Genomic DNA, 26,547 nt, shown 5'->3' with positions numbered 1-26,547 from the left:
CCGCCGCTCTCCCGCGGCCGGCGTTCCACCGTTCGCCTTCTCGCGGTCACCCGTGCCGTGGACAATCGTGGCCATGGTGACGACGGGGGAGACGTCCGCACAGCCGGTCCGGCCGGTGGCACGGCAGGTGCTTTCCCTGCTGGCCGGGCTGGTGGTGAGCGTGCTGTTCGGCGGCGCGCCGACCGCGATCGTCGTGGGGGTGATGCTCAGGGACGTGGTGCTGTTCTGGTGCGGTCTCGGCGGGCTGCTGGTGGCCGTGTTGCTGCTGGAGGTGCCCAGGGAGGTGCGGAGCCGCCGGCAGGGCGCGCAGGCGCCCCGGGTCGCGCTCGCCCGGATCGAGAGCCGGCAGGCGACGAACGGCGAGTTCTCCGACGTACCGGTGCGGTTCGACCTCACGGTGGTCCCCGACGACGCCCCGGCGTACCGGGTGACCGTCCACGAGCAGGTCAACCTGGTGGACCTGGCGGACTACCCCGAGGGCCGGATCCTCGTGGTGACGTACGACGCGGCCCGACGCGAGCGGGTGGAACTGGACCGGCGGCCGACGGAGGAGTGGGCGCGCAGGGCGGCCGGTGCGCACCTCGCCACCGCGCCCGAGCACACCCGGGTGAAGAGCGGCGATGCCTGCTGGGGCCGGTGTTCGGTGATGCTGCTGGGTCTGCTCGCCGGGGTGGCCCTGGTCCTCCTTACCCACCGGGACGGTCTGGACGACCGCTACGGCGACGGCACGCCCGCCCCGCCCGCCCCGTCCGCGACCGGCGCGGCGGTCCCCGGGCCGCGCACCGGATCCTCCACCACGGTCACCACGGTGGAGGGCTCCACCACCTCCGCTTCCACCCTGCGTGCCGGCGAGATGCGCCGTCTCGCGAACGTCCTGGTCACCGGCATGGGTACGGAGACGGGCACCCGGATCACCATCGAGGAGAAGGTGATGTCGGCGGTGGGCTCCGAGGGCCCGTCCACCGGCGGCGAGTTCCCGATGCTCCTGCGCGCCGTTCCGTACGAACTGCTCCCCGGACTCGTGGACACCGCGCGCACCGGGCTCGGCATCGACTCCCCCGAGTCCTGGCGGATCGACATCGCGCCCGGGAGCGGCAGCCCGGCGCCGGTCGTCCGGGTGACGGTCTCCGGGCACGGCAGGAGCGCGTATCTGCTGGCCGACGCGGTCGGCCGGATCACCGAAAGCCACCCGGCCCGGTAGGTGCGGTGGCGTCGCACGCCGGGCCGCGCGAACGGCGGTCCGCAGTACGACGGCCCGGTGCGCGGGCCGCCGTCCCGGCGCACGCTGGAAGGCGAGGGAGCCCCCGCCGCGCCCGGCGCGCGCGCCGGGGCCCGGCGGTGGGCTCCACCGCAACGACCGGTAGGGAGTCAGGCCATGACGGCGACGACACGTGACGACACCCCGGTCGCCTTCAGCAACGGCGACGCCGAACTGCGTTCGCGGGTCGCGGGCGGCGAGATGAGCGTGTCCTTCGTGAACTTCCCCCGGGGCACCGACATGGGCCCGGCGCTCGTCGGCCTTCCCGGTGACCTCTGCTCGTGCCCGCACTGGGGGTACATGCTCAAGGGCAGGCTCAGGCTCCACACGAAGGACGGGGACGAGACGTACGAGGCGGGGCAGGCGTTCTACTGGGCACCCGGACACGCGCCCGAGGCCCTGGAGGACTGCCAGTACGTCGACTTCACCCCCACCGACGAGTTCACCCGGGTGATCGAGCACGTACGGTCCAGGATCGGCTGACCCACGGGGTCCAGACCCTTTCGGGTGGATCACGCCGGACCCGCGTGCCCGGTGTGATCCACCCGAATGGGTGTGACTGCCCGGGAGTGGGAACTCGGCCCGCCGCCACAGGAGTTGAAGGGATGCGGGCGCGCTCGTGACGTGGCCGCGTCGTTTTCCACGAAGAGGCGGAGGCAGCCCGTGACAGTTTTCCTGTTGGTGCCCGGCACGTTCACCGGAGGCTGGATCTGGGACCGGGTGGCGGGGCTCCTGGAACAGTCGGGGGCGACGGCCCTCACCCTCACTCTCACCGGCCTCGGGGACGGGGCGGCCCCCGCCGGTCCGGACACCGGCCTCACCACCCACATCGAGGACGTGGTGCGGGCCGTCGACGGAGTGGACCCGGCGGATGGCGATGTGGTCCTGGTGGCCCACGACTACGGCATCCTCCCCGTCCTCGGCGCGGCCGCGCTGCGCCCGGAGCGGGTCTCGCGGATCGTCAACCTGGACGCGGGGCTCCCCCAGGACGGTGAGCCCGCCCTCGCCATCGAGCCCGATCCGAAGGTGCGCGAGCGGGCCCTCGCGCTTCTGGCGGGCGGCACCGGCCTGGCCGAGGGCCGTGCCGGGGGCGGTGGTTCGCCCGAGGGGGCGCGCCTGATCCCGCCGCCCTCCGCCGAGGAGTGGCGCCGGCGGGCCGGGTCGGCCGACCTGTCCGCCGAGGACGTGGAACTGCTGGCGCGGCGGGCGGTCCCGCACCCGGCGGGCACGCTGGTGGAACCGCTGCCGCCCACCGGGGCCGCCGTGGGTGTTCCGTACACCGGGGTCCTCGCCTCGGGGAACGGTTCGACCCTGGATCTGATCGAGTCCCTCGTCGGCATGGGCGAACCGCGTGTGCAGACGCTCACCCGCCCCGAGGTCACCCTCTTCGAAATCCCCACCGGGCACTGGCCGATGCTCTCCGCCCCCGCCGACGTCGCGGACCTGCTGCGGCGGGCGGTGGCCGGCGAGGGGCACCGGGTTGCCGCGCGGGCCGGATCGCCCCAGCAGCTGGGGCCGTTCCTGCTGGACGTGCCCGAGCGCGAACGGGAGCGGCACGGGCTGGTCGACCTCTACTACCCCGACGCCGAAACCCCGCGCCCCGCCGTCCTGTTCGTCCACGGCGGCCCGGTGGACCGTGACGCGAGCCCGACGCCCCGCGACTGGCCGACCTTCGTCGGGTACGGCAGGTACGTGGCGAGCCTGGGCGCGGTCGGGGCCGTCCTTGACCACCGCCTGTTCGGCCTCGGGGCCTATCCGGCGGCGGCCGAGGACCTCGCGGAGGCGGTCGAGCGGGTCCGCGCCGATCCGCGGGTCGACGGGGACCGGGTCGCCGTCTGGTTCTTCTCCGCCGGATCGCTGCTCTGCGCCGATCTGCTGGCGGATCCTCCTTCGTTCCTGCGTTGTGTCGCGGCGACCTATCCGATGCTGGCCCCGCTCGCCAACTGGCCGCAGACCGAAGGGCGGTTCAGGCCTGCGGAGGCCGTCGGGACCGCGGGCCCGCTGCCCTTCGTGCTGAGCCGGGTGGAGAAGGAGCGGCCGGAGATCGACGCCACCGTCGAGGAGTTCCTGCTCGCGGCCAAGGGGACGGATCTCCGACTGGAGGTGATCCCCGTTCCGGGCGCGCGGCACGGCTTCGAGGCGGTCGACCACACCGACCCGGCCCGCCGGGCGGTCCGCGAGGCGGTACGCACGGTGCTGGGGCACCTGGGCGGGGTCCGGTAGATCTTGCCGCGGGCACGCGGGCACGCGGGCACGCGGGCACGCGGGCACGCGGGCACAGGGGCACGGGGGCACGGGGGCACGCGGGCACAGGGGCACGGGGGCACGGGGGCACGGGGCCACTGGGCCACTGGGGGCCCGGGGGCACGGGGGCCCGGCACGGCGCCTCGCGGCGTTGCCGAAGCACCCGAGGTGTCCGCACGTGGCCGTCCGTGACACCGCGCTCGGTATCGGGCGACAATCCAGCGCATGGATGACGCTTCCACACTGATTCGGCGGGCTGTCGACCTGCTGCCCGAGGGGGCCGTGGCAGAGAACGGGCAGACGGTCGAAGACGTTCGCGGAGACATCGAGCTCCAGGAGTGGGAGCTGGCGCTCGACGTGCTCATCGAGATCGCGGATGTCCAGCCGGTGTCCGGGACCTTCTGGGAGATGCTCGCCGAGGCCGCTCGACAGATGGCGCTGGACCACAACCACCGTTGGTGTCTGTGGCGGAGTTGGGAGGCCGAGCACGGAACCGTCCGCGCGACGCTGACTCTGCTGGGAGCGGACGAGGGCGGACGCCGGAATGCCTTCGACGGGGATGGCCGGCTCAGGCCTCCGTGGGACATCGGCGACCGCTCCGCGGAGGGACGGCAAGATCTGAACATCGCGCGGGTCTGGGTGGAGTTCGCGCCGGAACTCGCCCCTGGGGAGACCGCCGATGTCCGCCTGGCTCCCCTGCGGCCCGAGCGGTGGCGGCACCTGAAGCCCGGTGACGTGATCACCATGCACGAGGCCCGATCCGCCGTCGGCATCGCCGAGGTCATCGAGGTCCTGCTGCCCCGGGTCTGAAGGCCCGCGGCTGGAGGGCCGTCGGTCGACGGCAGAGCTCGTGGTGAGAGGCCGGCGTCGTCGGGTGCGGTCCAGGAGTTTTCGGTCCCTTTCCGCCGGCGGACGCCCGGACCGTGGACATCACCAGGTGGGAGGGGACACGGCGCGACCCGGACCGGTCGGCGCTCGGGTTCCGGAGCAGTCCAGGTGTGCAGGGTCGTGGGAGAAGCCGAGGAACGACGTATTGACATGCACCTGATGGATCGGTTCGGCTTGGCGGGTCGGCATGTTCCCCCCACCCGCAAGGAGTTGCCGCATGCCCTTCATCCGTAGAGGCCGGCGCCCGGCCGTTCTCGCCCTCTTCGCGAGCCTGCTGATCACCGCCCTCCCGGCGGCCACCGCGCGGGCCGCCACTCCCGCTCCGCAGGCCGGCGTCGAAGCCGCCGACGCTGCCATCTGCAACAAGCAGTGCGATGCCCGCGATCCCGCCTCCGCGACCTCGGACCGGGTGCCCGTGAGCAGCGTGCTCTACGGCCGTACCGTCCGGCTGCACCTCTCCGACAACGATGTCATGGGCTGGGCCTCGATCGAGGGCGGATCGGCCGGGGACGAGGTCTGGATCGACCGCTCCTTCGACGGCGGCCGGACCTGGGCGTCCGGGAGCCGGCTGGGCGCCACGGCCGTGCCCTCCGGTTCGAGCGGCTGGCGCACCCAGATGTACAACGTCGACGACTGGAACACCGCCGGGGTCGGCGCCCTGCGGGCCTGCGGCAAGGCCGGGGACCGGCCCGAGATCACCTGCACCGGCTGGGCGCGGGTGAACTGGAACGCCTGGAGCCGCTCCACCGCCGCCGCGACCGCGCTGATGATGTCGTACGACCGTGGCACCGGGCTCTTCGGCGGCAACGGCTGGTGGACCGCCGCCAACGCGCTGACCGCCGTGCTCGACAACGCCCGCCTCAGCGGCATGCCGAGCTACCGGTACGCCATCGCCTCCACCTACGACAAGAACATCAACGCCCAGGGCGGCAGCTTCCGCAACGACTACCTGGACGACACCGGCTGGTGGGGCCTGGCCTGGGTGGCCGCCTACGACGCCACGGGCGACAGCCGGTACCTCAACACGGCCCGCGCCGACGCCGATCACATGCAGGCGTCCTGGAACGGCACCTGCGGCGGCGGGGTGTTGTGGAACCGGACGATGACGTACAAGAACGCCATCACCAACGAACTCTTCCTCCAGCTCAACGCGGCGCTGCACAACCGCATCGCGGGTGACACCGTCTACCTCGGCCGGGCGAAGGCCGAGTGGACCTGGTTCCGGGCGAGCGGAATGATCAACGGCGACCACCTGATCAACGACGGGCTCACCGACGCCTGTGCCAACAACGGCCAGCCCACCTGGACGTACAACCAGGGCGTGGTCCTCGGCGGGCTCACCGAGCTGTACCGGGCCACCGGCGACTCCGCCCTGCTGACCACCGCCCGCACCCTCGCCGACGCGTCCACCGTCCGGCTCCAGACCGACGGGGTGCTGCGGGAACCCGGTGAGGGCGACCAGTGCTCCGGCGACGGCCCGTCCTTCAAGGGCGCGTACGTCCGTGGCCTCGGCAGGCTCGACACCCAGCTGACCGACCACCCGTACGCGGGGACCCTGGACCGCTGGGCCGACGCGGCCTACGCCAAGGACCGCAACGCCCTCGACCAGTACGGCCCGCACTGGAACGGAGGCGCCGGCACCAGCGACTACGGCTGCCAGCAGAGCGTTCTCGATCTGCTCAACGCGGCTGGGCAGTAAGGAAAAGCGCCTGCACGGGTGTGCGGTACGGGGGGCTCGCCCCCTACCGCACACCCTCTCGGGTCCGGCCACCTTCGTCGACCGATGATTTCCGGGCGGCCGAGGGGTCTATCCCGGCATGACGAACTCCTCCAAGGGTCCCGCGAGTTACTTCCCCTCGATCGAGAAGACGTACGGCCGCCCCGTGACGGAATGGAAGAAACTGATCCGCGCGTCTCCCCTGACCAAGCACATGGAGCTGGTCGCCTGGCTCAAGACCACCCACGGCCTTGGCCACGGCCACGCCAACGCACTGGTCGCCCACACCCGTGCGGAGGACGCCGTCGGCTGATGCTTCGCAGGGCTGGTGCGATGATCGGAACACGCCGATGCGCCGAATCCCCTCAGTGAGGACTCCCATGCAGAGCACCGTCGAGACCACCGAGGGCCCCGTCGCCGTCCCGTCCGGCGAGCACCGCTGGACCGCCCTGTTCTTCATCACCGAGCCCGGTATCGGCGAGGTGCTCCCCGAGCTGGCCGGCTGCACCACCGGCCTCTGCTCGGTACGTGACAAGGCCGCCCGGTTCGCGCGAGCCGAGGTCCGGGTCCTCGGCGTCAGCGCCCACGCCCCGGGCCATCTGGCCGAGTTCGCGGCCGAGCGCGAGCTGGGATACCCGCTCGTCGGTGACCCCGGGCTGACGCTCGGCCGGTCCCTGGGCGTACCCGAGGTACGGGTGGGGGAGCGCACCCTGTTCGCGCGCGCCGGAGTCGTCCTCGACCGGACCGGCCGGGTGCGTGCGCTGCTGCACCCGGTGGCGGACCCGGAGCGCCACGCGGACCTGGTCCTTGCGGCGGTGGAGGACCTGGCCGCGGGGGAGTGACCAGTCGCCGGGTGCCGGCCTATTCGTCGTCGGAGGGCGCGGGGGTGTCCCAGACGATGTAGTGGAACCGCATCCCGTCGTGCCCCTGGCCCAGCCAGGTGACGGCTGCCAGGTGGTTCGCGCTGGTCGGCATGCAGAACCACGTCCCCTCCAGGCCGGAGTTCATGTTCCCGGTGGCCTGCGGGAAGGCGAGGAGCACATGGGCGCACACCTTCGGCGTGGCGCCCTCGGAGGGTTCGGCCACGCGGCCGTTCATGACCGAGAACGAGCCGCCGCCGCTCCACGCCATGTCGGGGCTCTCCACCGACGCTCCGACCGTGCCGTGTTCGAGGTCGGCACTGTTCCCTTCGGCGAGGGTGAAGTCCCCCGTCCTGAGGATCTTCGTCGACGGCTCCGATGGCGACGGCTCCGAGGGCGACGGCTCCGATGGCGACGGCGAAGGGGACGTCGAGGTGATGTCGTCGGCGGGCGTCGCGTCCGGGTCGGCGGTCCCCGACGTCCCGGTGGCGGCCGGGGTTTCGGGCTCGGCCGAGTCCTGGGCGGCAGCCGACGGCGGCGCGAGCGGGTCACGGGACGTGCTGTTCCCCGTCTGGACGATCAGCGTGACGATCAGGCCGAGGACGGGTACCAGGATGCCGACGACCCACCAGGACCACTTCGGCGGACCGTGATCGGGCCGCGGGGGCTCCGGCGGTGCGGGCCTCGGCGACTCCGGCGGTGCCGGCCGTGGAGGATCCTGCGGCGCGGGCCTCGGTGGCTGTGCGGGCATCGGCGGGTGCGGGCTCGACCCGCCCGTCTCGTGCGTCATGACGCCAAGTCCCCCGTATTCACTTCCGCGTCCGCGTCCGAAGAGGCTCACCGTACACAGCTGATCGCGTGCATGCCATGAATTCCCGCCGTGCTCGGACCGGGCGCCGTCCTACCCCGTCCCCGCGCGGACCGGGCCCTCCGTGCGCGCTCCGGGCCCGGCCACCTCCCCGGCGGGAATTGTTTGCCCCTCGTACGTTTTCTCCGTGTCTGATGGTGGACGGTCGTGAACGCGGCAGGGATGATCGCGGTGTTCACTTCCGTCCTGCTGTTTCTGGGTTGCACGCCCGGTGTCGTGGGCTGACAACGTTGTCTTCTGGTGAGGCCGAACCGTGCGACGCAGTGCGACGCCTGAGAGGTCCCGTGTCCATCAGATCCCATCCCCCCTTGCCTCCCGCGATACGCGCGGGAGCGGCCCCCGCCGGCCGCCGCCCCCGGCGCGCCGCGGTCGCCGTCCTGCTCACCGGGGCGCTCGGCGCCGCCGCACTGGCGGGTGGCGGCGTGGCCGTGGCGGCGCCCGGCGCGAGCGCGTCCGGCACCTCCACGACGGACTACACCGCGCTGGTCGACCCGTTCGTGTCGACCGCCGGTGACGACGGCAACGACCTGCCGGGCGCGCAGGCGCCCCACGGTCTGGCCAAGGTCAACCCGCTGACGACGCCGAACCGCAACCACCCCGGGTACGACTACGACGAGGACCACATCGCCGGGTTCACGGCGACCAACCTCGACGGGGTCGGCGGCTCCGGAGGCGGTGGCGACCTGCTCGTCGTCCCGACCTCGGTGCGGTACGACAGCCGCCCCGCCACCAGCACCTACGCCCATGCGTACAGCCACGACGACGAGTCGGCGAGCCCCGGCTCGTACAAGGTGGGTCTCGGCGCCCTCTCCGGTACCGGGTCGGCCGTCACGGAGGGCTCGGGGACCATCGAGGCCGAGATGGCCGCGACGACCCGTACGGCGCTGGAGCGGTACCGCTTCCCCGCCGGTTCGCAGCCCGAGCTGGTCCTCGACCTGGCGAACAACTTCACCAGCCGTACCCGTTCGACCCTGAAAGCTACGACGCTCCCGGACGGGACCACCTCGGTCTCCGGGCTCATCGCGGGATCGTTCAACGGCGCCTCGTACCAGATGTTCTACAACGCCACCACGAACGTCCCGGTCACCTCGCTGAAGAGCTGGGGCGGCGACGGCAAGCTGAGCGACGCGACCGCGCGGGACGGGGTCGACACCGGCGCCGTCCTCGGGTTCGACGCGTCCGACGGGGACGACATCGAGCTGCGTGTCACCCTTTCGCCGATCAGCGCCGAACAGGCCGCGACCGACCAGGCGAACGAGGTCGGCGGGCTCACCTTCGAGCAGGCGCGCGACCGGACGAAGGCGGAGTGGAACAGCGCCCTCGGCGCGGTCGCCGTCAAGGCCACGGAGAAGTCCGACCCCGGATCGACGCTGACCAAGGAGTTCTACACCCACCTGTACCGCATGTACGCGGCCCCGGTGAACGCCACCAGCACCAGCGGCACGTACCGCGGCGCCGACGGCGCGGTGCACAAGGCCAACGGCTTCACGTACTACGACGGCTGGTCCACCTGGGACGACTTCCGCAAGTACTCCGTCGAGGCGTACATCGACCCGGCCACCTACCGGGACATGGTGCAGTCGCTCATCGAGCTCTTCGCCGACACCCGCGCCACCGGCAAGAGCCTCGGCAGTCTCACCCACTCGGTTCCGACCGTGCGCTGGGAGCGCTCCGCGGTGCTGGTCGCCGACGCGCTGTCGAAGGGGTTCAAGAACTTCGACCGGCTCGACGAGGCGTACCCGGCGCTGATGTCGTACGCCGGCTACTACACCGGCGCGCAGCTGCGGCAGGGGTACGTCACCGGTGACCCCGGTACGACCGTCCAGCGCGGCTACGACCAGTGGGCGCTCTCCGTCATCGCCGGCGCGCTCGGTAAGACGGACGACGCGGTGAAGCTGCGCGAGCAGTCGACCATGGCGATCGACAACCTCGTGAAGTCCGGTGCCTGGAAGGCCCCGGACGGCACCGAGGTCGGTCTGCTCACCCCGCGCGCCGCGAGCGGTGACTGGCAGGCGGCCGACTACGAGAAGTTCGAGGAGGCCGGTCTCTACCAGGGCACGCTCTGGCAGTACCACTGGTACGACGCCTACGACATGGGCGGTCTCATCGACGCCATGGGCGGCGACAAGGCCGGCAAGGCCGCGGTGGAGCACATGTTCGGCGAGGACTCCAGCGTCGACGACGGCTCGACCATGCTGCACTCCAACGCGAACGAGATCGATCTGCAGGCCCCGTACCTCTTCAACTACGTCGGCGAGCCGAGCCTGACGCAGAAGTGGGTGCGCTCCATCTACACCGGCACCACCTGGAACCGGTACATCGCGACCGGCTCCACCAACGAAGCCCCGAGCGGCGGCGGTCAGTTCACCCCGCCGGTGAAGACCCAGGTCTACAAGCTCTCCCCGCACGGCTTCCTGCCGACCATGGACAACGACGCGGGCACCATGTCGACCATGTTCGTCGGCGCCGCGCTCGGCCTGTTCCCGGTCACCGCCGGGTCCAGCCAGTTCCAGATCGGCAGCCCGTTCTTCGACTCCACGACGATCACCTACGCCAACGGCGCCACGTTCACCGTGAAGGCCGACGGCGTCTCGCCGAGCAACTACTACGTGCAGAGCGCCAAGCTCAACGGCAAGAAGTTCGACAACACCTGGCTGGACTACGCGCAGATCATCGCGGGCGGCACCCTCGACTTCACGATGGGCGCCAAGCCCTCGAAGTGGGGCGCCGCCACCGAGCCCGCGTACTCGCTGAACACCGACGACGGTGACACCGGTGCCGGTACGGCCCCGGGCAAGGGCGACACCACCGTTTCCGCCGCCCCCGCCACCCTCGCCACCAAGGCCGACGGCACCGTCGGCGGCGACGTGCGGCTCACCCTCTCCGGACCGGCCACCTTCGCCGCCCGCAAGGGGACCAGCCTGACCGCGTCCGGGGCGGCCACCGTCACCGGCCTGCCGGGCGGCGTCACCGCCGACCTCCGGGTCGCCGACGCGCACACCGCGACGCTCTCCCTCAAGGGCACCACCGAGACCGACGCGCGCCTCGGCATCACCTTCCAGGACGCCGCGTTCGCCCACGGCGGGAAGGCGTCCACGGTGCGCGGCACCGGGATCTCCCCGACCGCCCCGCTCATCGTCTCAGCCGCCGCGGTGCACCGTACGACCCTGGGCGCACTGGTCGACCAGGCGTCCCCGGTGCGCGCGGGCAACTACTCGGACGGCTCCTGGAACCTCTTCCAGTCGGCCCTGGAGCGTGGCCGGACCGTCCTCGCGGACCCCGCCGCCACGACCGGCACGATCATGGCCGCCGAGGACGCGCTGCGGTCCGCCGCCTCCGCCCTCACCATCGACGAGGGCGGTTACGCGGTCCTCCAGGCCGAGTCCCCCGACGAGAAGGAGGGTGCGAGCCTCGTCAGCGAGCGCAACAACTCGGACGGCAACCTCGGCGGCGTCTCCGAGGGCTCGTGGGAGCGGTACACCAAGCTGGACTTCGGTGGTGTCGCCCCGCGCAGCGTCTCGGTGCGTTACGCCAACTCGCAGGCGACCAACGCCAAGCCGAGCAGCGTCGACATCCACGCGGGCGGCGCCGACGGCCCCGTCGTCGCCACCGCCCAGCTCCCCGGAACGGGCGGCTGGCAGTACTGGAACACCGTCCAGGCGACCGTCACCGACCCGGACGCCCTGCTGACCGCGAAGAGCGCGACCTTCGTGTTCCACGCCCCCGCCGGACAGCAGTGGGTGTCGAACTTCGACTGGTACCAGTTCTCCCCGTACGCGGTCTCCGCGTCCTCCTCGACGACGCTCGCCACGCTGACCGCGGTGAACGCCACCTCCACCGGCGGCGGTTCGCTCCCGCTCAAGACCTCGTCCGGCATCTTCGAGAACGTGACGGACGGCGCCTGGGCCGAGTGGAAGGACACCGACCTCCACGACGGGGCCGACACCCTCACCGTCAGCTACGACAAGCCGCAGACGCGCTCCGCCCCGGACTCGCACATCGAGCTGCGCCTCGGCTCGAAGGACGGTCCGACGGCCGTCGACGTCCCCCTCGCCTCCACCGGTTCGGGCTGGGGCACCATCGGCACCACGACCGTCCGCCTCGACCCGGCCGTCCTCAAGGGCGCCAAGGACGTGTACGCGGTCTTCGCCTCCAGCACGCAGACCTCCGCCCTGCCCTACGTGGCCAACGTCTACGCGCTGACCCTGACGCAGGACACCTCCGCCCCCGTCGCGATCGACGCCACCGCCTTCCGCTCGAACAGCGGCGGCGGCCTCAAGAGCGAGCCGGCCGGCTGGAGCGGCGCGGGGTCCGCCACGGACCTCGGCGGCACCTACGACGGAGCCTGGCTCGACTACGGGGACATCGAATTCGGTGCCGCCGCGAAGAACACCGTCACGATCACCTACGCCAACAACTCAGCCCGCTGCGGCACCGGTTCGGCGGTCCAGCTCTACCTGGACTCCTTCGACGCCGCCGGCCCCGGGACGCCGTACGCGACCGTCCCGCTGCCCGTCACCGGCAGCGCCTGGTCGTCCGGCGGCACGACGAGCCTGACGCTTCCGCAGGGCATCACCGGTACCCACGGCCTCCACCTGCGCCTGGTCACCACCGCGGACTCCGCGCACCCGTACGTGGCGAACATCGGCCGGATCACCTTCGACCACGTCGACGCCCCCGCGGCCACGGATCCGTCCGCGCTCCGCAAGGCGATCGAGCGGTACGAGGGACTCACCGGCGAGGCCGACCGCTACGACGGGATCGACTTCGGGGTGTTCCGGCGTGAACTCGACGCCGCCCGCGCCCTGGTCGACGCCGAGGACGCGACCCAGCTCGAAGTCGACACCCGCACCCGTAGCCTCACCCTCGCCGTCGGTCAGCTGGTCCCGCTGCCGCGGCTCACGCTGGAGTACCTGCTCCGGACCGCCTCGGCCCTGGAGAACACCCGCTACACGGACGCCACCTGGACGGCCTTCACCACGGCACTCGCCGCGGCGAAGACCGCCGTGGCCGACACCACGGCCACGGACGCGGCGCTCACCGCCAAGTACGACGCGCTCCAGCACGCCGTCGCGGCACTCACCGTCAAGCCCAAGTCGGCCCCCGCCGCACCCGAAGCGGTGTCGGCGACCTCCTCGGGCAGCAGCGTGACGGTCGCCTGGTCCGCCCCCGCGGACAACGGCGGTTCGCCCGTCACCGGCTGGACCGTCACGCTCGACGACGGTCACCAGGTCCGGATCGCGGACCAGGACAGCCGCTCCACCACCTTCACCGGCCTGCGGTCCGGCCGTTCGTACACGGCGCGGGTCAGCGCCGTGAACACCTACGGCACCTCCCGCCCGAGCGCCGCCACGGCCCCCGTGGTGACCGCGGGCGGCAAGCCGCAGAAGCCGGTGGTGACCGGGGTGGTCACCCATGGCAAGCACGTCCGGGTGACCTGGCACTCCGCCTTCGACGGCGGGTTCCCGATCGTCGGCTACACCGTCGCCCTCGGCGACGGAACGACCGCGCACGTCTCCGCCACGGCGGACACCGCGCTGCTCACCACCACCGGCACGGCGAAGGCGAACACCGCCACGGTGACCGCCGTGACCCTGGCCGGAACCTCCGAGGAACCGGTGGCCGCCGCCGTCGCCGGCTCCGGCACGGACACCGCGTACGAGCCGTCGGCCTTCCCGGCCGACACCCTCGACGCGAGCTACCCGTCCGACGAGTGGCCGGAGACCGGCGACGGCAGCGACTGGTTCCACGACCTGCTCGCCGGCTTCGACGACCTCGGCACCGGCACCCGCGGCGCCAACGCCAAGGTGCCCGCCGGCACCGCGCCGACCGCCGAGAACGACAAGATCTCCGTCGCCATCAACAACGCGGCGACCCAGAAGGAGGTGGACCGGGCCGAGATCGACGCGACCCACAGCGCCACCGTCACCATGGCCGACGGCCTCGGCTCCCGGCTCGGCACGCTCTACACCGACGCCCTGAACGGCGGCCGACTGCCCAAGACCAGCGCCCTCTTCGGCCGCGTCTCGTCCGGCCTCGACGAGGTCGACGCGGTGAAGAACCTCTACGCCTACCAGCGCCCGTACGTCCGGCTCGGCTTCGTCGGCGACGGCGGCGACATCTACGAGTCGCAGGACGGCTCGTACGGCAGCCTCACCACCAGCGGCTCCTACCCGAGCGGTCACACCTACGGCGGATACGAGGCCGGTACCGTCCTCGCCACCCTCCTCCCGGAGCTGGCGCCGTCGATCCTCGCCCGCACTTCGGAATACGGCAACAACCGCGTCATCCTCGGGTTCCACTACCCGCTGGACGTCATGGGCGGCCGGATGAGCGCGCAGGCCACCGTGGCCCACCGCTGGGCGGACCCCGAGTTCGAGAAGCTGCTGGCCGAGGCCCACACCGAGATCGAGAACGTGCTGCTCGCGAGCTGCGAGAAGGAGGGGTACGGCACCACCCTCGCGGCCTGCTCCGGCGACGCGTACGCCGGTCTCTCCACCGAGCAGCAGATCGACGTGTACACGCGCCGGCTGAGCTACGGGTTCTCCCGGGTGGGGCAGTCGGGTCAGGCGCTCCAGGCGCCGGCCGACGCGGCGGCCCTGCTGATCACGGCCTTCCCGGACCTCACCCCCGAGCAGCGCACGCAGATCATCGAGCAGACCGCCACCGACTCCGGCTACCCGCTCGACCTCACCGGTGACGGCGGGGAGAGCTGGGAGCGAGTCAACCTCGCCGCCGCCATGGCCGCGCAGGTGGTCGTCGGCGCGGACGGCTCGGTCACCGTGACCAACTTCGCCGACGCCACCGCTGCCGCGGTCGCCGACGCGAGCGCGATCACGGTCGGCGGCGTGGCGATCGACGGGTTCGACCCGGAGGTCTCCACGTACGTGGTGGACGTGCCCAAGAACGGGAAGACCCCGGCCGTCACCGCCGTACCTGCCCAGCCCGGTGCGAAGGTGAAGGTCACCGAGGGCAGCAGCATCCTGTCGTCCTCCGGCTCCGGCTCGAAGTTCACCACCCGGACCATCAGGGTGACGTCGGCCGACGGCGCGGTCACCCGCACCTACACGGTCGGGCTGCGGTCCACCGACCGCGACGAGGGCGCCTTCGGCTCGCACGGCGGCTGGAACCACTCCGGCAACGGCTCTTCGGACGGCGGCTGGTCGCCGTCCACGGACTGGTCCCGGCCGCTGCGCCTGACCGGCCTGCGGTAACCGCGAGCCGCGTCCCCGCCGGCACCCCGGCGGGGCGCTGCCCACCGTGCGTACGGCCCCTCCGGGTGAACCCTCGTGGTCCGCCCGGAGGGGCCGTCGGCGTACCGGGGAGCCTTGGGACTGTCCCGCAAAATGCCTTCAACTCTTGAAGGAGAACGCGCGCGAGGCAGACGTGTCAGGCATCTTGTCGAATGCAGAACCCATCGACAAGCTGTGTCCATGACATCTCAGGTCTATACCTGGTGATGTTCCGTCAGAGGTGCCCGTACGGACACGCGAGGGCACGCCTTTCCCCCGGAGGGTCGGACATATGCGCCTGAAATCTGCAAGACCGCAGCGTGGTTGGACGAAAGCGCTGAGGCTGCTATCCGTCGCCGCGGTCACCGTGGCGGCGGTCTCCGTCGGCGGGACGATGAACGCCGAGGCGTCGGTGCCCGCGCCGCCCTCGGGCTTCACCCTCACCTGGAGTGACGACTTCAACGGCGCGTCCGGCACCGGCATCGACCAGAGCCTGTGGAAGTACGACACCGGACCGGGCAGCAACTTCGGCACCGGTGAGATCGAGACCATGACCAACAGCACGTCCAACGTCTACTACGACGGCCAGAGCCACCTGGTGCTCCAGGCCCTGCACTCCGGCTCCGACCCGAGGGCCGGATGGACCTCCGGCCGGGTGGAGACCCAGGCCGCCACCTTCGGCGCCCCGGCGGGCGGAGTCGTCCGCATGGAGTCCGTCCTCCAGCAGCCCAACGTCACCACCGCCAACGGGGCCGGCTACTGGCCGGCGTTCTGGATGCTCGGCGCACCGCTGCGCTCCGGCGTCACCTGGCCGAAGTCCGGCGAGATCGACATCATGGAGGACATCAACGGCCGCAGCTCCGTCTTCGGCGCCGTCCACTGTGGTGTCAGCCCGGGCGGCCCGTGCAACGAGGGGACCGGCATCACCTCGGGCGAACGCGCCTGTTCGGGCTGCCAGACCGGATTCCACGACTACGCCGTGGAGATCGACCGTTCGGTGTCTCCGGAGCAGGTCCGGTTCTACCTCGACGGCAACAACTACTACACGATCTACGCGAACCAGGTGGATGCGACGACCTGGGCCGACGCGATCGACCACCCCTTCTACATCATCTACGACCTGGCGATCGGCGGCGGCTTCCCGGACGCCTTCGGCGGGGGACCGAACGCGGCCACGGTCTCCGGCGGCAAGCTGATCATCGACTCGGTCGCCGTCTACAACAAGGCCCCGGGCTCCACCGGCGGCGGCAGCACCGGCGGTTCGGTGACCGGCCAGACGATCGTCGGCCCGGGCGGCAAGTGCGTGGACGTCGCGGGTGACGACAACGGCGGCGACGGCACCGCCGTCCAGCTCTGGGACTGCCAGTCCACCGCCAAGGACCAGCACTGGACCTGGAGCGGCCAGAGCCTGCAGACGCTGGGCAAGTGCCTCGACATCGCGGGCGGCAACAGCGCCGCCGGCACCCAGCTCCAGCTCGCCACCTGCAACACCGGCGGTTACCAGTCCTGGGTGAAGCAGTCCGACGGCACCCTGAAGAACCCGACCAGCGGCCGGTGCATCGACTCCCCGAACGGCGCCACCGCCAACGGCACCCGGCTCCAGATCTGGGACTGCAACACCTCCGCCGCCCAGAAGTTCTCCATCGGCAGCTCCATCAAGGGCCCGGGCGGCAAGTGCGTGGACGTGGCCGGTGACGACAACGGCGGCGACGGCACCGCCGTCCAGCTGTGGGACTGCCAGTCCACCGCCAAGGACCAGCAGTGGACCTGGAGCGGCCAGACCCTCCAGACGCTGGGCAAGTGCCTCGACATCGCCGGCGGCAACAGCGCCGCGGGTACGAAGCTCCAGCTCGCCACCTGCAACGGCGGCGGCTACCAGAACTGGGTCGCGAACTCCAACGGCTCGATGTCCAACCCGACCAGCGGCCGGTGCATCGACTCGCCCGACGGAGCCACCGCCAACGGCACCCGGCTCCAGATCTGGGACTGCAACAGTTCCGCGGCCCAGAAGTTCGCCCTGGGATAGCACCGCACTCCCGTCATGGGACCGGGACTACGCAGGCAGGAGGGCCCCGCAGCGTGCTGCGGGGCCCTCCTGGGTTCCCGGGCCCTCCCGCGTTCCCGGGCCGTACGCGTTCCCGGGCGGCCCGTCGTTCCCGGTCCGTCCGTCCCGATAGCGACCGGATAGACCGGCGGGCAGGGGCGGATAGGCGGTCCCGGGAGAGTGGCTCCTGCCAGGCCACCCCCGCCCCGATCGTGAGGACTCGAAGATGATCGAAACCCGACCGCGCCAGGTGTCCGAGGGGGTGACGTCCTCGGAAGCCGTCAGGCTCGACTCTGTCGTGAAGCGGTTCACCGATGCCAAGGGAGAGCGGTTCACCGCCGTCGACGGCATCGACCTGCGCATCCGGCAGGGCGAGATCGTCGCCTTCCTCGGACCGAACGGCGCCGGCAAGACGACCACCATCGACATGCTGCTCGGGCTGACGCGGCCCGACGAGGGGTCGGTGCGGCTGTTCGGAGGTGAGCCGCGGCAGGCGGTGCGCTCCGGACAGGTCGCCGCGGTGCTCCAGTCGGGCGGGCTGCTGCCCGACCTGAGTGTCGAGGCCACCGTGCGGATGCTCGGTTCGCTGCACCCCGGTGCCGACATCGACTCGGTGCTGGCCCGGGCCGGACTCGACCAGCTGCGCGGCCGACGCGTCGCGGAGTGCTCCGGCGGTGAACAGCAGCGGCTGCGGTTCGCTCTCGCCCTGCTCTCCGGGCCCGAGTTGCTGGTCCTCGACGAGCCGACGGCCGGGATGGACGTCGTCGCCCGCCGGGAGTTCTGGGCGACGGTCCGTGAGGACACGGAGCGCGGCATGACGGTCATGTTCGCCACCCACTACATGGAGGAAGCGGACCGGTTCGCCGACCGGGTGGTGATGATCGACCGGGGCCGTGTGGTCGTCGACGGTTCGGTGTCCGACGTGCGGTCCGCTCTCAGCGGGCGCACCGTGTCGGCGCGGATCGGCGAGCAGGAGGCGGCCGTTCTCGCGCAGTCCCCCCTCGTCCGATCGAGCACCCCGCGCGGCGGGCGGTACCACTTCGACACCACCGACTCCGACGCGCTGCTGCGCCTGCTGATCGGGCGGACGTCCGCCACCGACATCGAGGTCACCCCGCGCAGCCTCGAAGAGGCATTCATGACCCTCACCCACCACAGCCGTACCGAAGGGGGCACCCGATGAGCGCCGCGTCAGCCACCCACGAGGTGCGGACCTCGCCGTTCAGCGGAGTCAACTCCGTCTTCATCGGCTACGAACTGCGCCGCCGCTTCAACCGGCAGACCACGATCTTCACGCTGCTCCTGCCGGCCGTCCTCTACCTGGCGCTCTTCCGTACCGAACCCGACGGCGCCACCCTCCCGCACGGCAATTTCGCGGCCTGGATGATGACCGGCATCGCCGTGTACGGAGCGGCGACCGCGGCGGTCAGCTCGGCGGCCACCATCTCCGTGGAGAAGGCGTCCGGCTGGATGCGCACCATGGCGCTCAGCCCGCTCGCCCCTCCCGGTTACCTCTTCGTCAAGGTGCTGTCCTCCGTGATCATGGCGGCGGTGCCGGTGGCCGTCGTGGGTGTGCTCGGTGTGTTCACCGGGGTGGAGGCCACGGCCACGGTGTGGGTGACGTCCCTGCTGGTGGCGTGGCTCGGCGCGGCCGTCTTCGCCGCCCTCGGCATCACGCTGGGGCTCGCTCTCAAGCCCGACACCGTGATGCACATGCCGGGTCTGACCATGACCGCGCTCGCCTTCCTCGGCAATCTCTTCATCCCGCTCTCCGGCACCATGCTGGAGATCTCCCGCTACTCGCCGATGTTCGGCGTCTCCACACTCGCCCGCTACAGCCTGACCGAGGGCTACTCCTTCAGCGGTGAGCACTCCAGCCTCGCGATGGCTGTGGTCAACACCGTCGCCTGGTTCGCGGCCTTCGCCTTCATGGGTATCCGCCGCTTCCGCAAGAGCACCGGCCGCAACTGAGGCCGGCGCCGCCCCGCACCGCTCGTTCCTCTCCTCCACAAGCCCCTTCACGAGCCTTTCACGCCCTTTTGCGCCTTTCACGCCCCTTTCCGCCTCCGACGCCGGGCCCCGCTCCGGTCATCGACACCCCTACGAAAGGAGATTCGAACTCATGTACGCATTCGTTGTGCCGGGACAGGGCTCCCAGACCCCGGGCATGCTGGCCGGCTGGCTGCGCGACCCGGTGCACGCCGAGCGCCTGCGCGACTGGTCCGAGGCCGCCGATGTGGACCTCGTGCACCTCGGCGGCAAGGCGCCGGCCGCGGAGATCGCCCGTACCGAGAACACCCAGCCGCTGCTGGTCGCCGCCGGGCTCCTCGCCCACGAGGCGCTCGCCACGGCCGAGCCGGACGGGCCCCTGGTGGCTGCCGGGCACTCGGTCGGGGAGCTGACCGCGGCGGTGTACGCCGGAGCGCTCGCCCCCGCCGACGCCGTGCGGCTGGCCGCGGTGCGTGGCCGGGCGATGGCCGCGGCCTGTGCGGAGGTGCCCACCTCGATGGCGGCCGTGGTCGGCGGCGAGGAGGCCGACGTGCTCGGCCGCATCCGCGAACTGGGCCTGTACGCGGCCACGTTCAACGGCCCCGGCCAGATCGTCGCGGCGGGACCCACGGACGGCCTCGAACGGCTCGTCGCCGCCCCGCCGCCCTCCGCCACGGTCAAGCTGCTCCAGGTCGCCGGCGCCTTCCACACCCCGTACATGGAGTCCGCGCGCCGGGCCGTCGCCGCGGCGGCGGAACGGACACCGTTCCGGCGGCCGACCGGGTCCCTCCTGTCGAACGCCGACGGTTCGGTCGTCCGTGAACCGGACGACATCCGCCGCCGCCTGGTCGAGCAGGTGGTCAAGCCGGTGCGCTGGGACCTCTGCCTGGAGTCGCTCGGCCGGATCGCACCCGAGGTGACGGTCTGTCTGCCGCCCGCCCGCACCCTCGCGGGCATCCTCAAGCGCCAGCTGCCCGAGCTGGCCGTCGTCTGCGTCACCGCCCCCCGGGACCTCGACAAGGTGCGGGCCCGGATCGGTGCCGCGGGTGCCTGGAAGGAGGACCTCGTCCATGCCGGTGTCTGAGCTGTTCGCACACGCCCGCGCCGAGCGCCCCGGGCACCTCGCCCTCGTCGACGCCGCAGGACCGCTGACCTACGCGGAGCTGGGCACCGAGACCGACCGGGCGGCCGGCTGGCTGCGCGGCCAGGGAGTGGGCGCGGGGGACCGCGTGGTCTACGCCGGCGGCGGCGACCGCACCTTCCTCGCCCTCCTGTGGGCCTCGTTCCGTATCGGAGCGGTGTTCGTGCCGGTCCACCCCGACCTCACGGACCACCAGATCGACCACATCGTGCGGGACTGCACGGCCGCTCTCGCCGTCTGCCCGCCCACCGCGGGTGCCGCCGCCCGGTCGACCGTGGAGGTGGAGCGGGCCGTACGGGAGATCGGGCACACGCCCGCCGACCACACCACTGCCGAGGTCGCGGACGACGCGGTCGCCCTGCTGATCTACACCTCCGGCACCACCGGCCGTCCCAAGGGCGTCGTCTGCCCGCACCGGCAGATCCTCGCCGCGGTCCGCGCCGTCGACGCCGCCCTCGGCTACCGCGCCGACGACGTGGTGCTGTGCAGACTGCCGCTCTCCTTCGACTACGGCCTGTACCAGGCCCTGCTGTGCACGCTGACCGGTTCGACCCTGGTGCTCACCGACCGCGGGGGCGACCTCGGACTGATCCGGGTGATCGAGCGCCACGGGGTCACCGTCGTCCCGCTGGTGCCCTCCCTCGCGCAGATCCTCGGGCTGCTCCAGAAGAAGCTGCGCCGCGCCACCAAGGTCCGGCTGTTCACCAACACCGGTGCCCGGCCCAGCCCGACCGTGATGCGCGAACTGCTCGACGCCTTCCCGGGCTCCGTCTTCGCCTCGATGTACGGGATGACCGAGTGCAAGCGCATCTCGGTCCTGGACCCGGCGCTCTACGAGCGTCATCCCGACTCGGTGGGCCGAGCCATCCCCGGTCTCCGGGTACGGACGGTCGGGCCGGACGGGCGGACCCTGCCGCCGGGCGAGGTGGGCGAGATCGTCGTCCGGGGCGAGACCGTCATGGCCGGGTACTGGGGAGTCCCGCTGGAGCGGCAGAGCCGGTACGTGCGCCTGGCCGACGGCTCCCTGGAGCTCCACACCGGTGACCAGGGCCGGATCGACGCCGACGGCCTGCTGTACTTCGTCGGCCGCGACGACGACGTGATCAAACGGCGCGGCGTGCGGATGGGCCTGTCGGAGATCGAACTCGCCGCCGAGCGCGTACCCGGCGTGTACGCCGCCGTCGCCCCGCGCCCCGCCGACGAGGACGCTCCGTTCCTGCTCGCCGTGCAGACGGATCTCACCCTGCAGGAGGTCCGCGCCGCTCTCACCCGCCTTCTGGACCACGCCCGCCTTCCCGACGGGATCGTCCCGCTCGACACCGTGCCGCTGACCGCCAACGGCAAACCCGACCGCGTGGCCGTCGCCCAGTTGCTCCGGGCCGGCGCCGCCGCCCCCGCCGAGGCCGTCGCCACGGCCGTCACCCCCGTCCCCGCCGCACTCACAGGGAGCTCCCATGGACCAGTCGCAGTTTGACCAGCTCGTAGAGGAGATATGCGCCGTGCAGGTCACCAGCTCCGAAGTGCCGCTCGTGGACCTCGGCGTGGACTCGCTCCACACCGTCGCCCTGATCATGGCCGTCGAGGACAGGTTCGGCATCGAGCTGGACCCCGACGCGCTCGCCGACCTCTCGCTCACCTCGTCGGCCGGCCTGCTGAGGCTCGTGCACGAGCAGCTGGCGAGCGGCGCGCACGCGCTGTCGGGGAGCTGACCGTCATGTGGACCGACATAAGACCCGCGGCCGAGATGCCGCAGCTCTTCGAACGGGGCGGTGATCTGATCTCGTTCGCCGGCGGCCTGCCGGACCTCGACCTGCTGCCCCTGAAGGAACTCTCCGAGCAGTTCGCCCGGCTGACCCGGATCGGCGGCCGGATCGCGCTCCAGTACAGCACCCCGCACGTGGCCAAGGCCCTCGTCCCCGCCATCACCGACCTGATGGCCCGCGAGGGCGGCAGCACCGACGCCGCGAACCTGGTGCCGACCGCCGGATCCCAGATGGGACTGCTGGCCCTCGGCCTCGGCCTCGCCGCACCGGGGGAGACCGTACTGTGCCAGACCCCCGCCTACCCGGGAGCGGCCACCGCCTTCCGTACGGCGGGACTGCGCCTGCACGGGGCCCCCGAGGACGCCGAAGGGCTCGACCCGCTGGCGCTGCGGGCGACCGTGGCCCGGCTGCGGGCCGACGGGCAGCGGGTACGGATGCTGTACTGCAACCCGACCTTCCAGAACCCCACCGGCGCCACCCTGTCCGTCGAGCGACGCCACCAACTGGTGGACGCCGCACGGGAACTGGACCTGCTGATCGTCGAGGACAACCCCTACGGGCTGCTCGGCTTCGACGGCGGCACGGTCCAGACCCTCCAGGGCATCGACCCTTCGAACGTCGTCTACCTCGGCACCTTCTCCAAGGTCTTCGCGCCGGGACTGCGCTGCGGCTGGATCGCCGCCCCCGAGCAGGTCGCGGAGCGGCTGCGCCGTACGACCGAGGTGATGGCCCTGTCGCCGTCGGCGTTCGCCCAGGCCGCGCTCGCCGCGTTCCACGCCCGCGGTGGCTGGGACAGCCTGATCGACGCCTACCGCGAGCGCTACCGGGAGCGGTGCGGCCTGATGGCCGACGCGCTGGACGAGCAGCTGGGGACCGACGGCCCCTGGCGGTGGCAGCGGCCGGACGGCGGCTTCTACCTGTGGCTGCGGCACGAGGGCGGCGCCGACACCGGCCGCTTCGCGCGCGCCGCGGCCGAACAGGGCGTCTCCTACGTCCCCGGCAGCCACTTCGGGCTCGACGGGGAGTGCGGCGACGCGCTGCGGCTCTGCTTCAGCAACGTCCCGCGCAAGCGCATCCCCGAGGGGGTCGCCCGGCTCGCGGCCGCGCTGAGAGGCGCGGACGCCGGCACCGGCACCGACGGGCACTCCGACGCGGACGCCGACGTGGACCTCGGGAGGCGGGCCGCGTGACCAGCACCCGTGAAGCGCTGCGCGAGCACGACTGGGCCGACTTCCGGCCCACCCGGCGCCTCGGCGACAGCGAGTGGCACATGTGGGGCGTCGGGCTGCTGCGCAGTGCAGGCTTCCCCGCCTCCGGACTCGACCTGCTCGGCGGGCCGGCGGCGGCCGCCGCGGCCGACCGCGGGGACCAGGACGCCTTCACCGTCGCCTACCTCGCCGACAGCGCGGCCGAAACGCACCGCCTGGCCGCACTCGCCGGTGACGAGAAGGTCCGCACGGCCATCGCCTGGCAGAACCGCACCGTCTACCGCGTGCTCGACGCGCTCGCCGCCGGCACGGGCAAGGAGTCCAAGCGCAAGCAGCGGGAGCGCACCCTCGCCATGTACTGGCTGCGCTACTGCGCCAAGGCCGAGACCATCGGCTTCTTCGGTCCGGCCGCCTGGATGTCCGTCGGGCGGGCGCCCGGGGGCCTCGCGGTGGACCACGGCGAGCGGCTGGTGGCGCGCAGCCGTACGTACTTCGAACGCTGGGCGCTGGCCGCCGTCGCGGACTGGATGACCGCCCAGCCCGGTGCACGCTGGTGGTTCCCGCCGCTGCCCCGCCCCGACGTCCACCTCGACGGTGACCGGCTGCTGCTGCCGGGCGGACGCGTGACGCGGCTGCGCCCGGAGGACCGGCAGGTCCTCGGCCACGCGGACGGGGAGCGCAACGGTGCCGCGATCGTCGAGGCCCTCGTACGGGAGGACGGCTGGGACACCGAGGGCGCACGGCCACGCGTCGAGAAGATCCTCACCCGGCTCCTCAAGCAGCGCGTGCTGACCTGGGACGCCAACATCCCGGTCGACGTGCGGGCCGAGCGGGTCCTGCGACGGCGGGTCGCCGCCGTCGCCGACCCCGAGCTGTTCGTCCGCTTCGAGACGGTCCTCACCGGACTCGACCGGCACCGCGACGCCATCGACGCCGCCACCGATCCCGATCAGCTCGCTGCCCGGCTGGACGAGTTGGACGCGTACTTCGTCAAGATCACCGGCCTCGACGCCTCCCGCGACGAGGGCAAGGCGTACGCGGGCCGCACTCTCTGCTACCAGGACGCGGTGCGGGACTGCCAGGTCGAGGTCGGCACCGGCTTCCTCGACGGGATCGCCCGCCCGCTCGCCCTGGTGGCCGACGCGGCGGACTGGTTCGGCAACCGACTGGTGGAGCTCGTCGAGGCGGAGGTGGCCGGTTTCGTCCGGGCCGCCGCGCCGCGGAGGTCGCCCGTCACCCTCGCCGACGTGTGGACACAGGTGCTCGGCCTGTTCTGGGGCGGCGAAGGCGCCCGGCCCGTGCACACCGCGACGAGGGAACTCGCCCGCAAGTGGCGCGAGGTCCTCGATCTCGATCCGGCCGGCGTCCAGCCGGTCGCGCTGCGGGTGGACGACATCGAGCGGCGGGCGCGCGCCGTCTTCGCCACCGGTCCGGTCCGCTCGCCCCATCTCGCCCTGCACAGCCCCGACCTCCAGGTGGTCCAGGAGGCGGACGGGGACCCGACCGTCGTCCTCGGCGAGCTGCACGCCTGCCTCGCCACCTGCGACCTGCCGTTCCTCGACTGGACCAGCGACGCCGGCTCCCTGCGCGACAAGGTGAACGCGGCGATCGGCGCGCCCCGCCTGGTACCGCTGCTCCCGGTCGACTGGAAGCGCAACAGCGGCCGCATGGTGCCCGCCCCCATCGGCGCGGGCGACCGACTCATCGGGTTCACCCGGGCGCCGTTCGACGACCGGTCCCGGATCGACCCGGCCACCGCGATCACCCTGTCCGAGCGGGACGGCACGGTCACCGCCACCACCCCCGACGGCCGCGGGTGGAGCATGGCCGAACTGCTCGCCGTCCCGGTGTCCATCATCGCCGCGGACGCCTTCAAGATCGGGCTCGACCGGCCGCACGCCCCCCGCGTCAGCCTCGACGGGCTCGTCCTGTTCCGGGAGACCTGGCGGGTGCCGGCCGGGGAGATCCCGCTCGCCGTCAAGCCCGACAGAGCGGGCGACTACCTGGCCGTACGGCGGTGGCTGCGCGCGAGCGGGCTGCCCGACCAGGCCTTCGTGAAGTTCCCGCAGGAGACGAAGCCGTCCCTGGTCGACTTCACCAGTCCCACCCTCGTGCTCTCCTTCGCCAACCTCGTCCGCCGCACCCGGCGCCTCGACGCGGACGCGACCGTGATCCTCAGCGAGCCGCTGCCGCACCCCCGGGACTCCTGGCTCACGGGGGCCGACGGCGAGCGCTACGTCAGTGAACTCCGGCTCCAGATCAGCAGAAAGGTACCGGAATGACCGTGGCCCCCTCCGCCGCGGCGACCCGCGCCGCAACGGCGGCCCGTCCCCGCGATCCGGACATCATCGCAACGATCGGCTCCACCCCACTGGTCGCCCTCGACCGACTCTTCCCGCCCACGCTCTTCCAGGTCTACGGCAAGTGCGAGCGGTTCAACCCGGGCGGCTCCATCAAGGACCGCGCGGCCCGCTCCATGATCGAACACGCCCTGTCCACCGGGGTGCTGATGCCGGGCATCTCCACGGTCGTGGAGTCCTCTTCCGGCAACCTGGGCATCGCCCTGGCCCAGCTCTGCAACTTCTACCGGCTCGACCTGATCTGCGTCGTCGACCCGCGCACCACCGCCCAGAACACCGCGATCATGCGGGCGTACGGGGCGACGGTCGAGGTCGTGGACCGCGACGCGGAGACCGGCGAGTACCTGCCGTCCCGGATCAGGCGGGTGCGGGAACTCCTGCGCACCGTGCCCGACGCCTACTGGCCCAACCAGTACGGCAACGAGTACAACGCCCTCGCCCACCAGCACACCATGCGCGAGATCCACGAAGCGCTTCCGCAGGCTCCCGACTACCTCTTCCTGGCCGCCGGCACCACCGGCACGCTGCGCGGCTGCGCCGAGTACATCGCCGCCGAGGGCCTGCCCACCCAGGTGGTGGCGGTGGACGCGGTGGGCAGCGTGATCTTCGGCCCGCCCGAGTCCTGGGAGCGCCGGCACCGCCGGACCATCCCCGGGCACGGCGCGGCGGTGGTCCCGGCGCTGCTGCGACCCGGTCTCGCGGACCGGGTGGTGAAGATGACCGACCTGGACTGCGTGCGCGGCTGCCGGGCCCTGCTGGGCAAGGAGTCGATCCTCGCGGGCGGTTCGTCCGGAGCCGTCGTGGCCGCCCTGCTGGACGCCTCCTCCTGGATCACGCCGGGTGCCACCTGCGTCGCGATCCTCCCCGACGGGGGCGACCGCTACCTCGACACGATCTACAGCGACTCCTGGGTGGAGTCCCGTTTCGGCTGAAGCCCGCCCACCCCACTTCCCCACCCACCTTCCACGCAGAGGA

General features: G+C 72.1%; 19 protein-coding genes. 18 read left to right on the top strand and 1 reads right to left on the bottom strand.

The genetic code is table 11. The features are described from left to right. Nucleotides 1-73 precede the first annotated feature (73 nt). The 7 genes from OHA55_RS14260 (at nucleotide 74) to OHA55_RS14230 (ending at nucleotide 6,949) form a co-directional block, all read left to right on the top strand. Nucleotides 74-1,201 carry a hypothetical protein gene (locus OHA55_RS14260; protein ID WP_266706357.1) on the top strand — a complete coding sequence of 376 codons (1,128 nt, stop codon included), beginning with the start codon at nucleotides 74-76 and terminating at the stop codon, nucleotides 1,199-1,201. Between the two features lie 174 nt (nucleotides 1,202-1,375). After that, a complete protein-coding gene (locus tag OHA55_RS14255; RefSeq protein WP_266706355.1) occupies nucleotides 1,376-1,741 on the top strand; it encodes a hypothetical protein in 366 nt (121 codons plus the stop codon). A gap of 180 nt (nucleotides 1,742-1,921) precedes the next feature. Continuing rightward, nucleotides 1,922-3,481 carry an alpha/beta fold hydrolase gene (locus OHA55_RS14250; protein ID WP_266706353.1) on the top strand — a complete coding sequence of 520 codons (1,560 nt, stop codon included), beginning with the start codon at nucleotides 1,922-1,924 and terminating at the stop codon, nucleotides 3,479-3,481. A 246-nt stretch (nucleotides 3,482-3,727) separates the two neighbouring features. Continuing rightward, nucleotides 3,728-4,312 (top strand): hypothetical protein, encoded by a 585-nt coding sequence (locus tag OHA55_RS14245; protein WP_266706351.1) that lies wholly within the window; start codon nucleotides 3,728-3,730, stop codon nucleotides 4,310-4,312. A 295-nt stretch (nucleotides 4,313-4,607) separates the two neighbouring features. Beyond that, nucleotides 4,608-6,089 carry a glycoside hydrolase family 76 protein gene (locus OHA55_RS14240; RefSeq protein ID WP_266706349.1) on the top strand — a complete coding sequence of 494 codons (1,482 nt, stop codon included), beginning with the start codon at nucleotides 4,608-4,610 and terminating at the stop codon, nucleotides 6,087-6,089. A 118-nt stretch (nucleotides 6,090-6,207) separates the two neighbouring features. After that, nucleotides 6,208-6,420, top strand: a complete 213-nt coding sequence (locus OHA55_RS14235) for a DUF4287 domain-containing protein (RefSeq protein WP_266706347.1) — start codon at nucleotides 6,208-6,210, stop codon at nucleotides 6,418-6,420. A gap of 67 nt (nucleotides 6,421-6,487) precedes the next feature. Beyond that, nucleotides 6,488-6,949 (top strand): redoxin domain-containing protein, encoded by a 462-nt coding sequence (locus tag OHA55_RS14230; protein ID WP_323180411.1) that lies wholly within the window; start codon nucleotides 6,488-6,490, stop codon nucleotides 6,947-6,949. Between the two features lie 19 nt (nucleotides 6,950-6,968). Here the strand turns inward: OHA55_RS14230 and OHA55_RS14225 are convergent, their stop codons facing one another. Beyond that, nucleotides 6,969-7,193, bottom strand: a complete 225-nt coding sequence (locus OHA55_RS14225; RefSeq protein WP_266706343.1) for a hypothetical protein — start codon at nucleotides 7,191-7,193, stop codon at nucleotides 6,969-6,971. A 10-nt stretch (nucleotides 7,194-7,203) separates the two neighbouring features. Between OHA55_RS14225 and OHA55_RS14220 the strand changes: the two genes are divergently transcribed. From OHA55_RS14220 to sbnA, 11 genes are all read left to right on the top strand, one after another. Beyond that, complete coding sequence (locus tag OHA55_RS14220; protein ID WP_266706341.1) at nucleotides 7,204-7,620, top strand: hypothetical protein; 417 nt, start codon at nucleotides 7,204-7,206, stop codon at nucleotides 7,618-7,620. A 523-nt stretch (nucleotides 7,621-8,143) separates the two neighbouring features. Continuing rightward, nucleotides 8,144-15,049, top strand: a complete 6,906-nt coding sequence (locus OHA55_RS14215; protein ID WP_266706339.1) for a glycoside hydrolase domain-containing protein — start codon at nucleotides 8,144-8,146, stop codon at nucleotides 15,047-15,049. Nucleotides 15,050-15,359: 310 nt separating this feature from the next. Then, on the top strand, nucleotides 15,360-17,093 hold the full coding sequence (locus OHA55_RS14210) for a ricin-type beta-trefoil lectin domain protein (protein WP_266706337.1): 1,734 nt from the start codon (nucleotides 15,360-15,362) through the stop codon (nucleotides 17,091-17,093). A 244-nt stretch (nucleotides 17,094-17,337) separates the two neighbouring features. After that, nucleotides 17,338-18,294, top strand: coding sequence for an ABC transporter ATP-binding protein (locus tag OHA55_RS14205; RefSeq protein WP_266706335.1), 957 nt, complete (start codon nucleotides 17,338-17,340; stop codon nucleotides 18,292-18,294). Beyond that, complete coding sequence (locus tag OHA55_RS14200) at nucleotides 18,291-19,082, top strand: ABC transporter permease (RefSeq protein WP_266706333.1); 792 nt, start codon at nucleotides 18,291-18,293, stop codon at nucleotides 19,080-19,082. Before OHA55_RS14205 ends, OHA55_RS14200 begins: the two co-directional genes overlap by 4 nt. Nucleotides 19,083-19,233: 151 nt before the next feature. Continuing rightward, on the top strand, nucleotides 19,234-20,184 hold the full coding sequence (locus OHA55_RS14195; protein ID WP_266706331.1) for an ACP S-malonyltransferase: 951 nt from the start codon (nucleotides 19,234-19,236) through the stop codon (nucleotides 20,182-20,184). After that, entirely contained in the window at nucleotides 20,171-21,715 is a 1,545-nt protein-coding gene (locus tag OHA55_RS14190; RefSeq protein WP_266706329.1) for a class I adenylate-forming enzyme family protein, read from the top strand. The genes OHA55_RS14195 and OHA55_RS14190 overlap by 14 nt, the downstream gene beginning before the upstream one ends. Further along, complete coding sequence (locus tag OHA55_RS14185) at nucleotides 21,696-21,950, top strand: acyl carrier protein (RefSeq protein WP_266706327.1); 255 nt, start codon at nucleotides 21,696-21,698, stop codon at nucleotides 21,948-21,950. Before OHA55_RS14190 ends, OHA55_RS14185 begins: the two co-directional genes overlap by 20 nt. A 5-nt stretch (nucleotides 21,951-21,955) precedes the next feature. Continuing rightward, the gene (locus OHA55_RS14180) at nucleotides 21,956-23,194 is read left to right on the top strand and encodes a PLP-dependent aminotransferase family protein (RefSeq protein WP_266706325.1); all 1,239 of its coding nucleotides are present in this window, start codon (nucleotides 21,956-21,958) and stop codon (nucleotides 23,192-23,194) included. Further along, nucleotides 23,191-25,494, top strand: coding sequence for a lantibiotic dehydratase (locus tag OHA55_RS14175; protein ID WP_266706323.1), 2,304 nt, complete (start codon nucleotides 23,191-23,193; stop codon nucleotides 25,492-25,494). Before OHA55_RS14180 ends, OHA55_RS14175 begins: the two co-directional genes overlap by 4 nt. After that, nucleotides 25,491-26,504 (top strand): 2,3-diaminopropionate biosynthesis protein SbnA, encoded by a 1,014-nt coding sequence (gene sbnA, locus OHA55_RS14170; protein ID WP_266706321.1) that lies wholly within the window; start codon nucleotides 25,491-25,493, stop codon nucleotides 26,502-26,504. Before OHA55_RS14175 ends, sbnA begins: the two co-directional genes overlap by 4 nt. Nucleotides 26,505-26,547 lie beyond the last annotated feature (43 nt).

The sequence above is a fragment of the Streptomyces sp. NBC_00102 genome (genome assembly GCF_026343115.1).
Classification (GTDB): Bacteria; Actinomycetota; Actinomycetes; order Streptomycetales; family Streptomycetaceae; genus Streptomyces.
The sequence above is the reverse complement of the archived record's forward strand: the minus strand, read 5'-3'. Positions and strand labels throughout refer to the sequence as shown.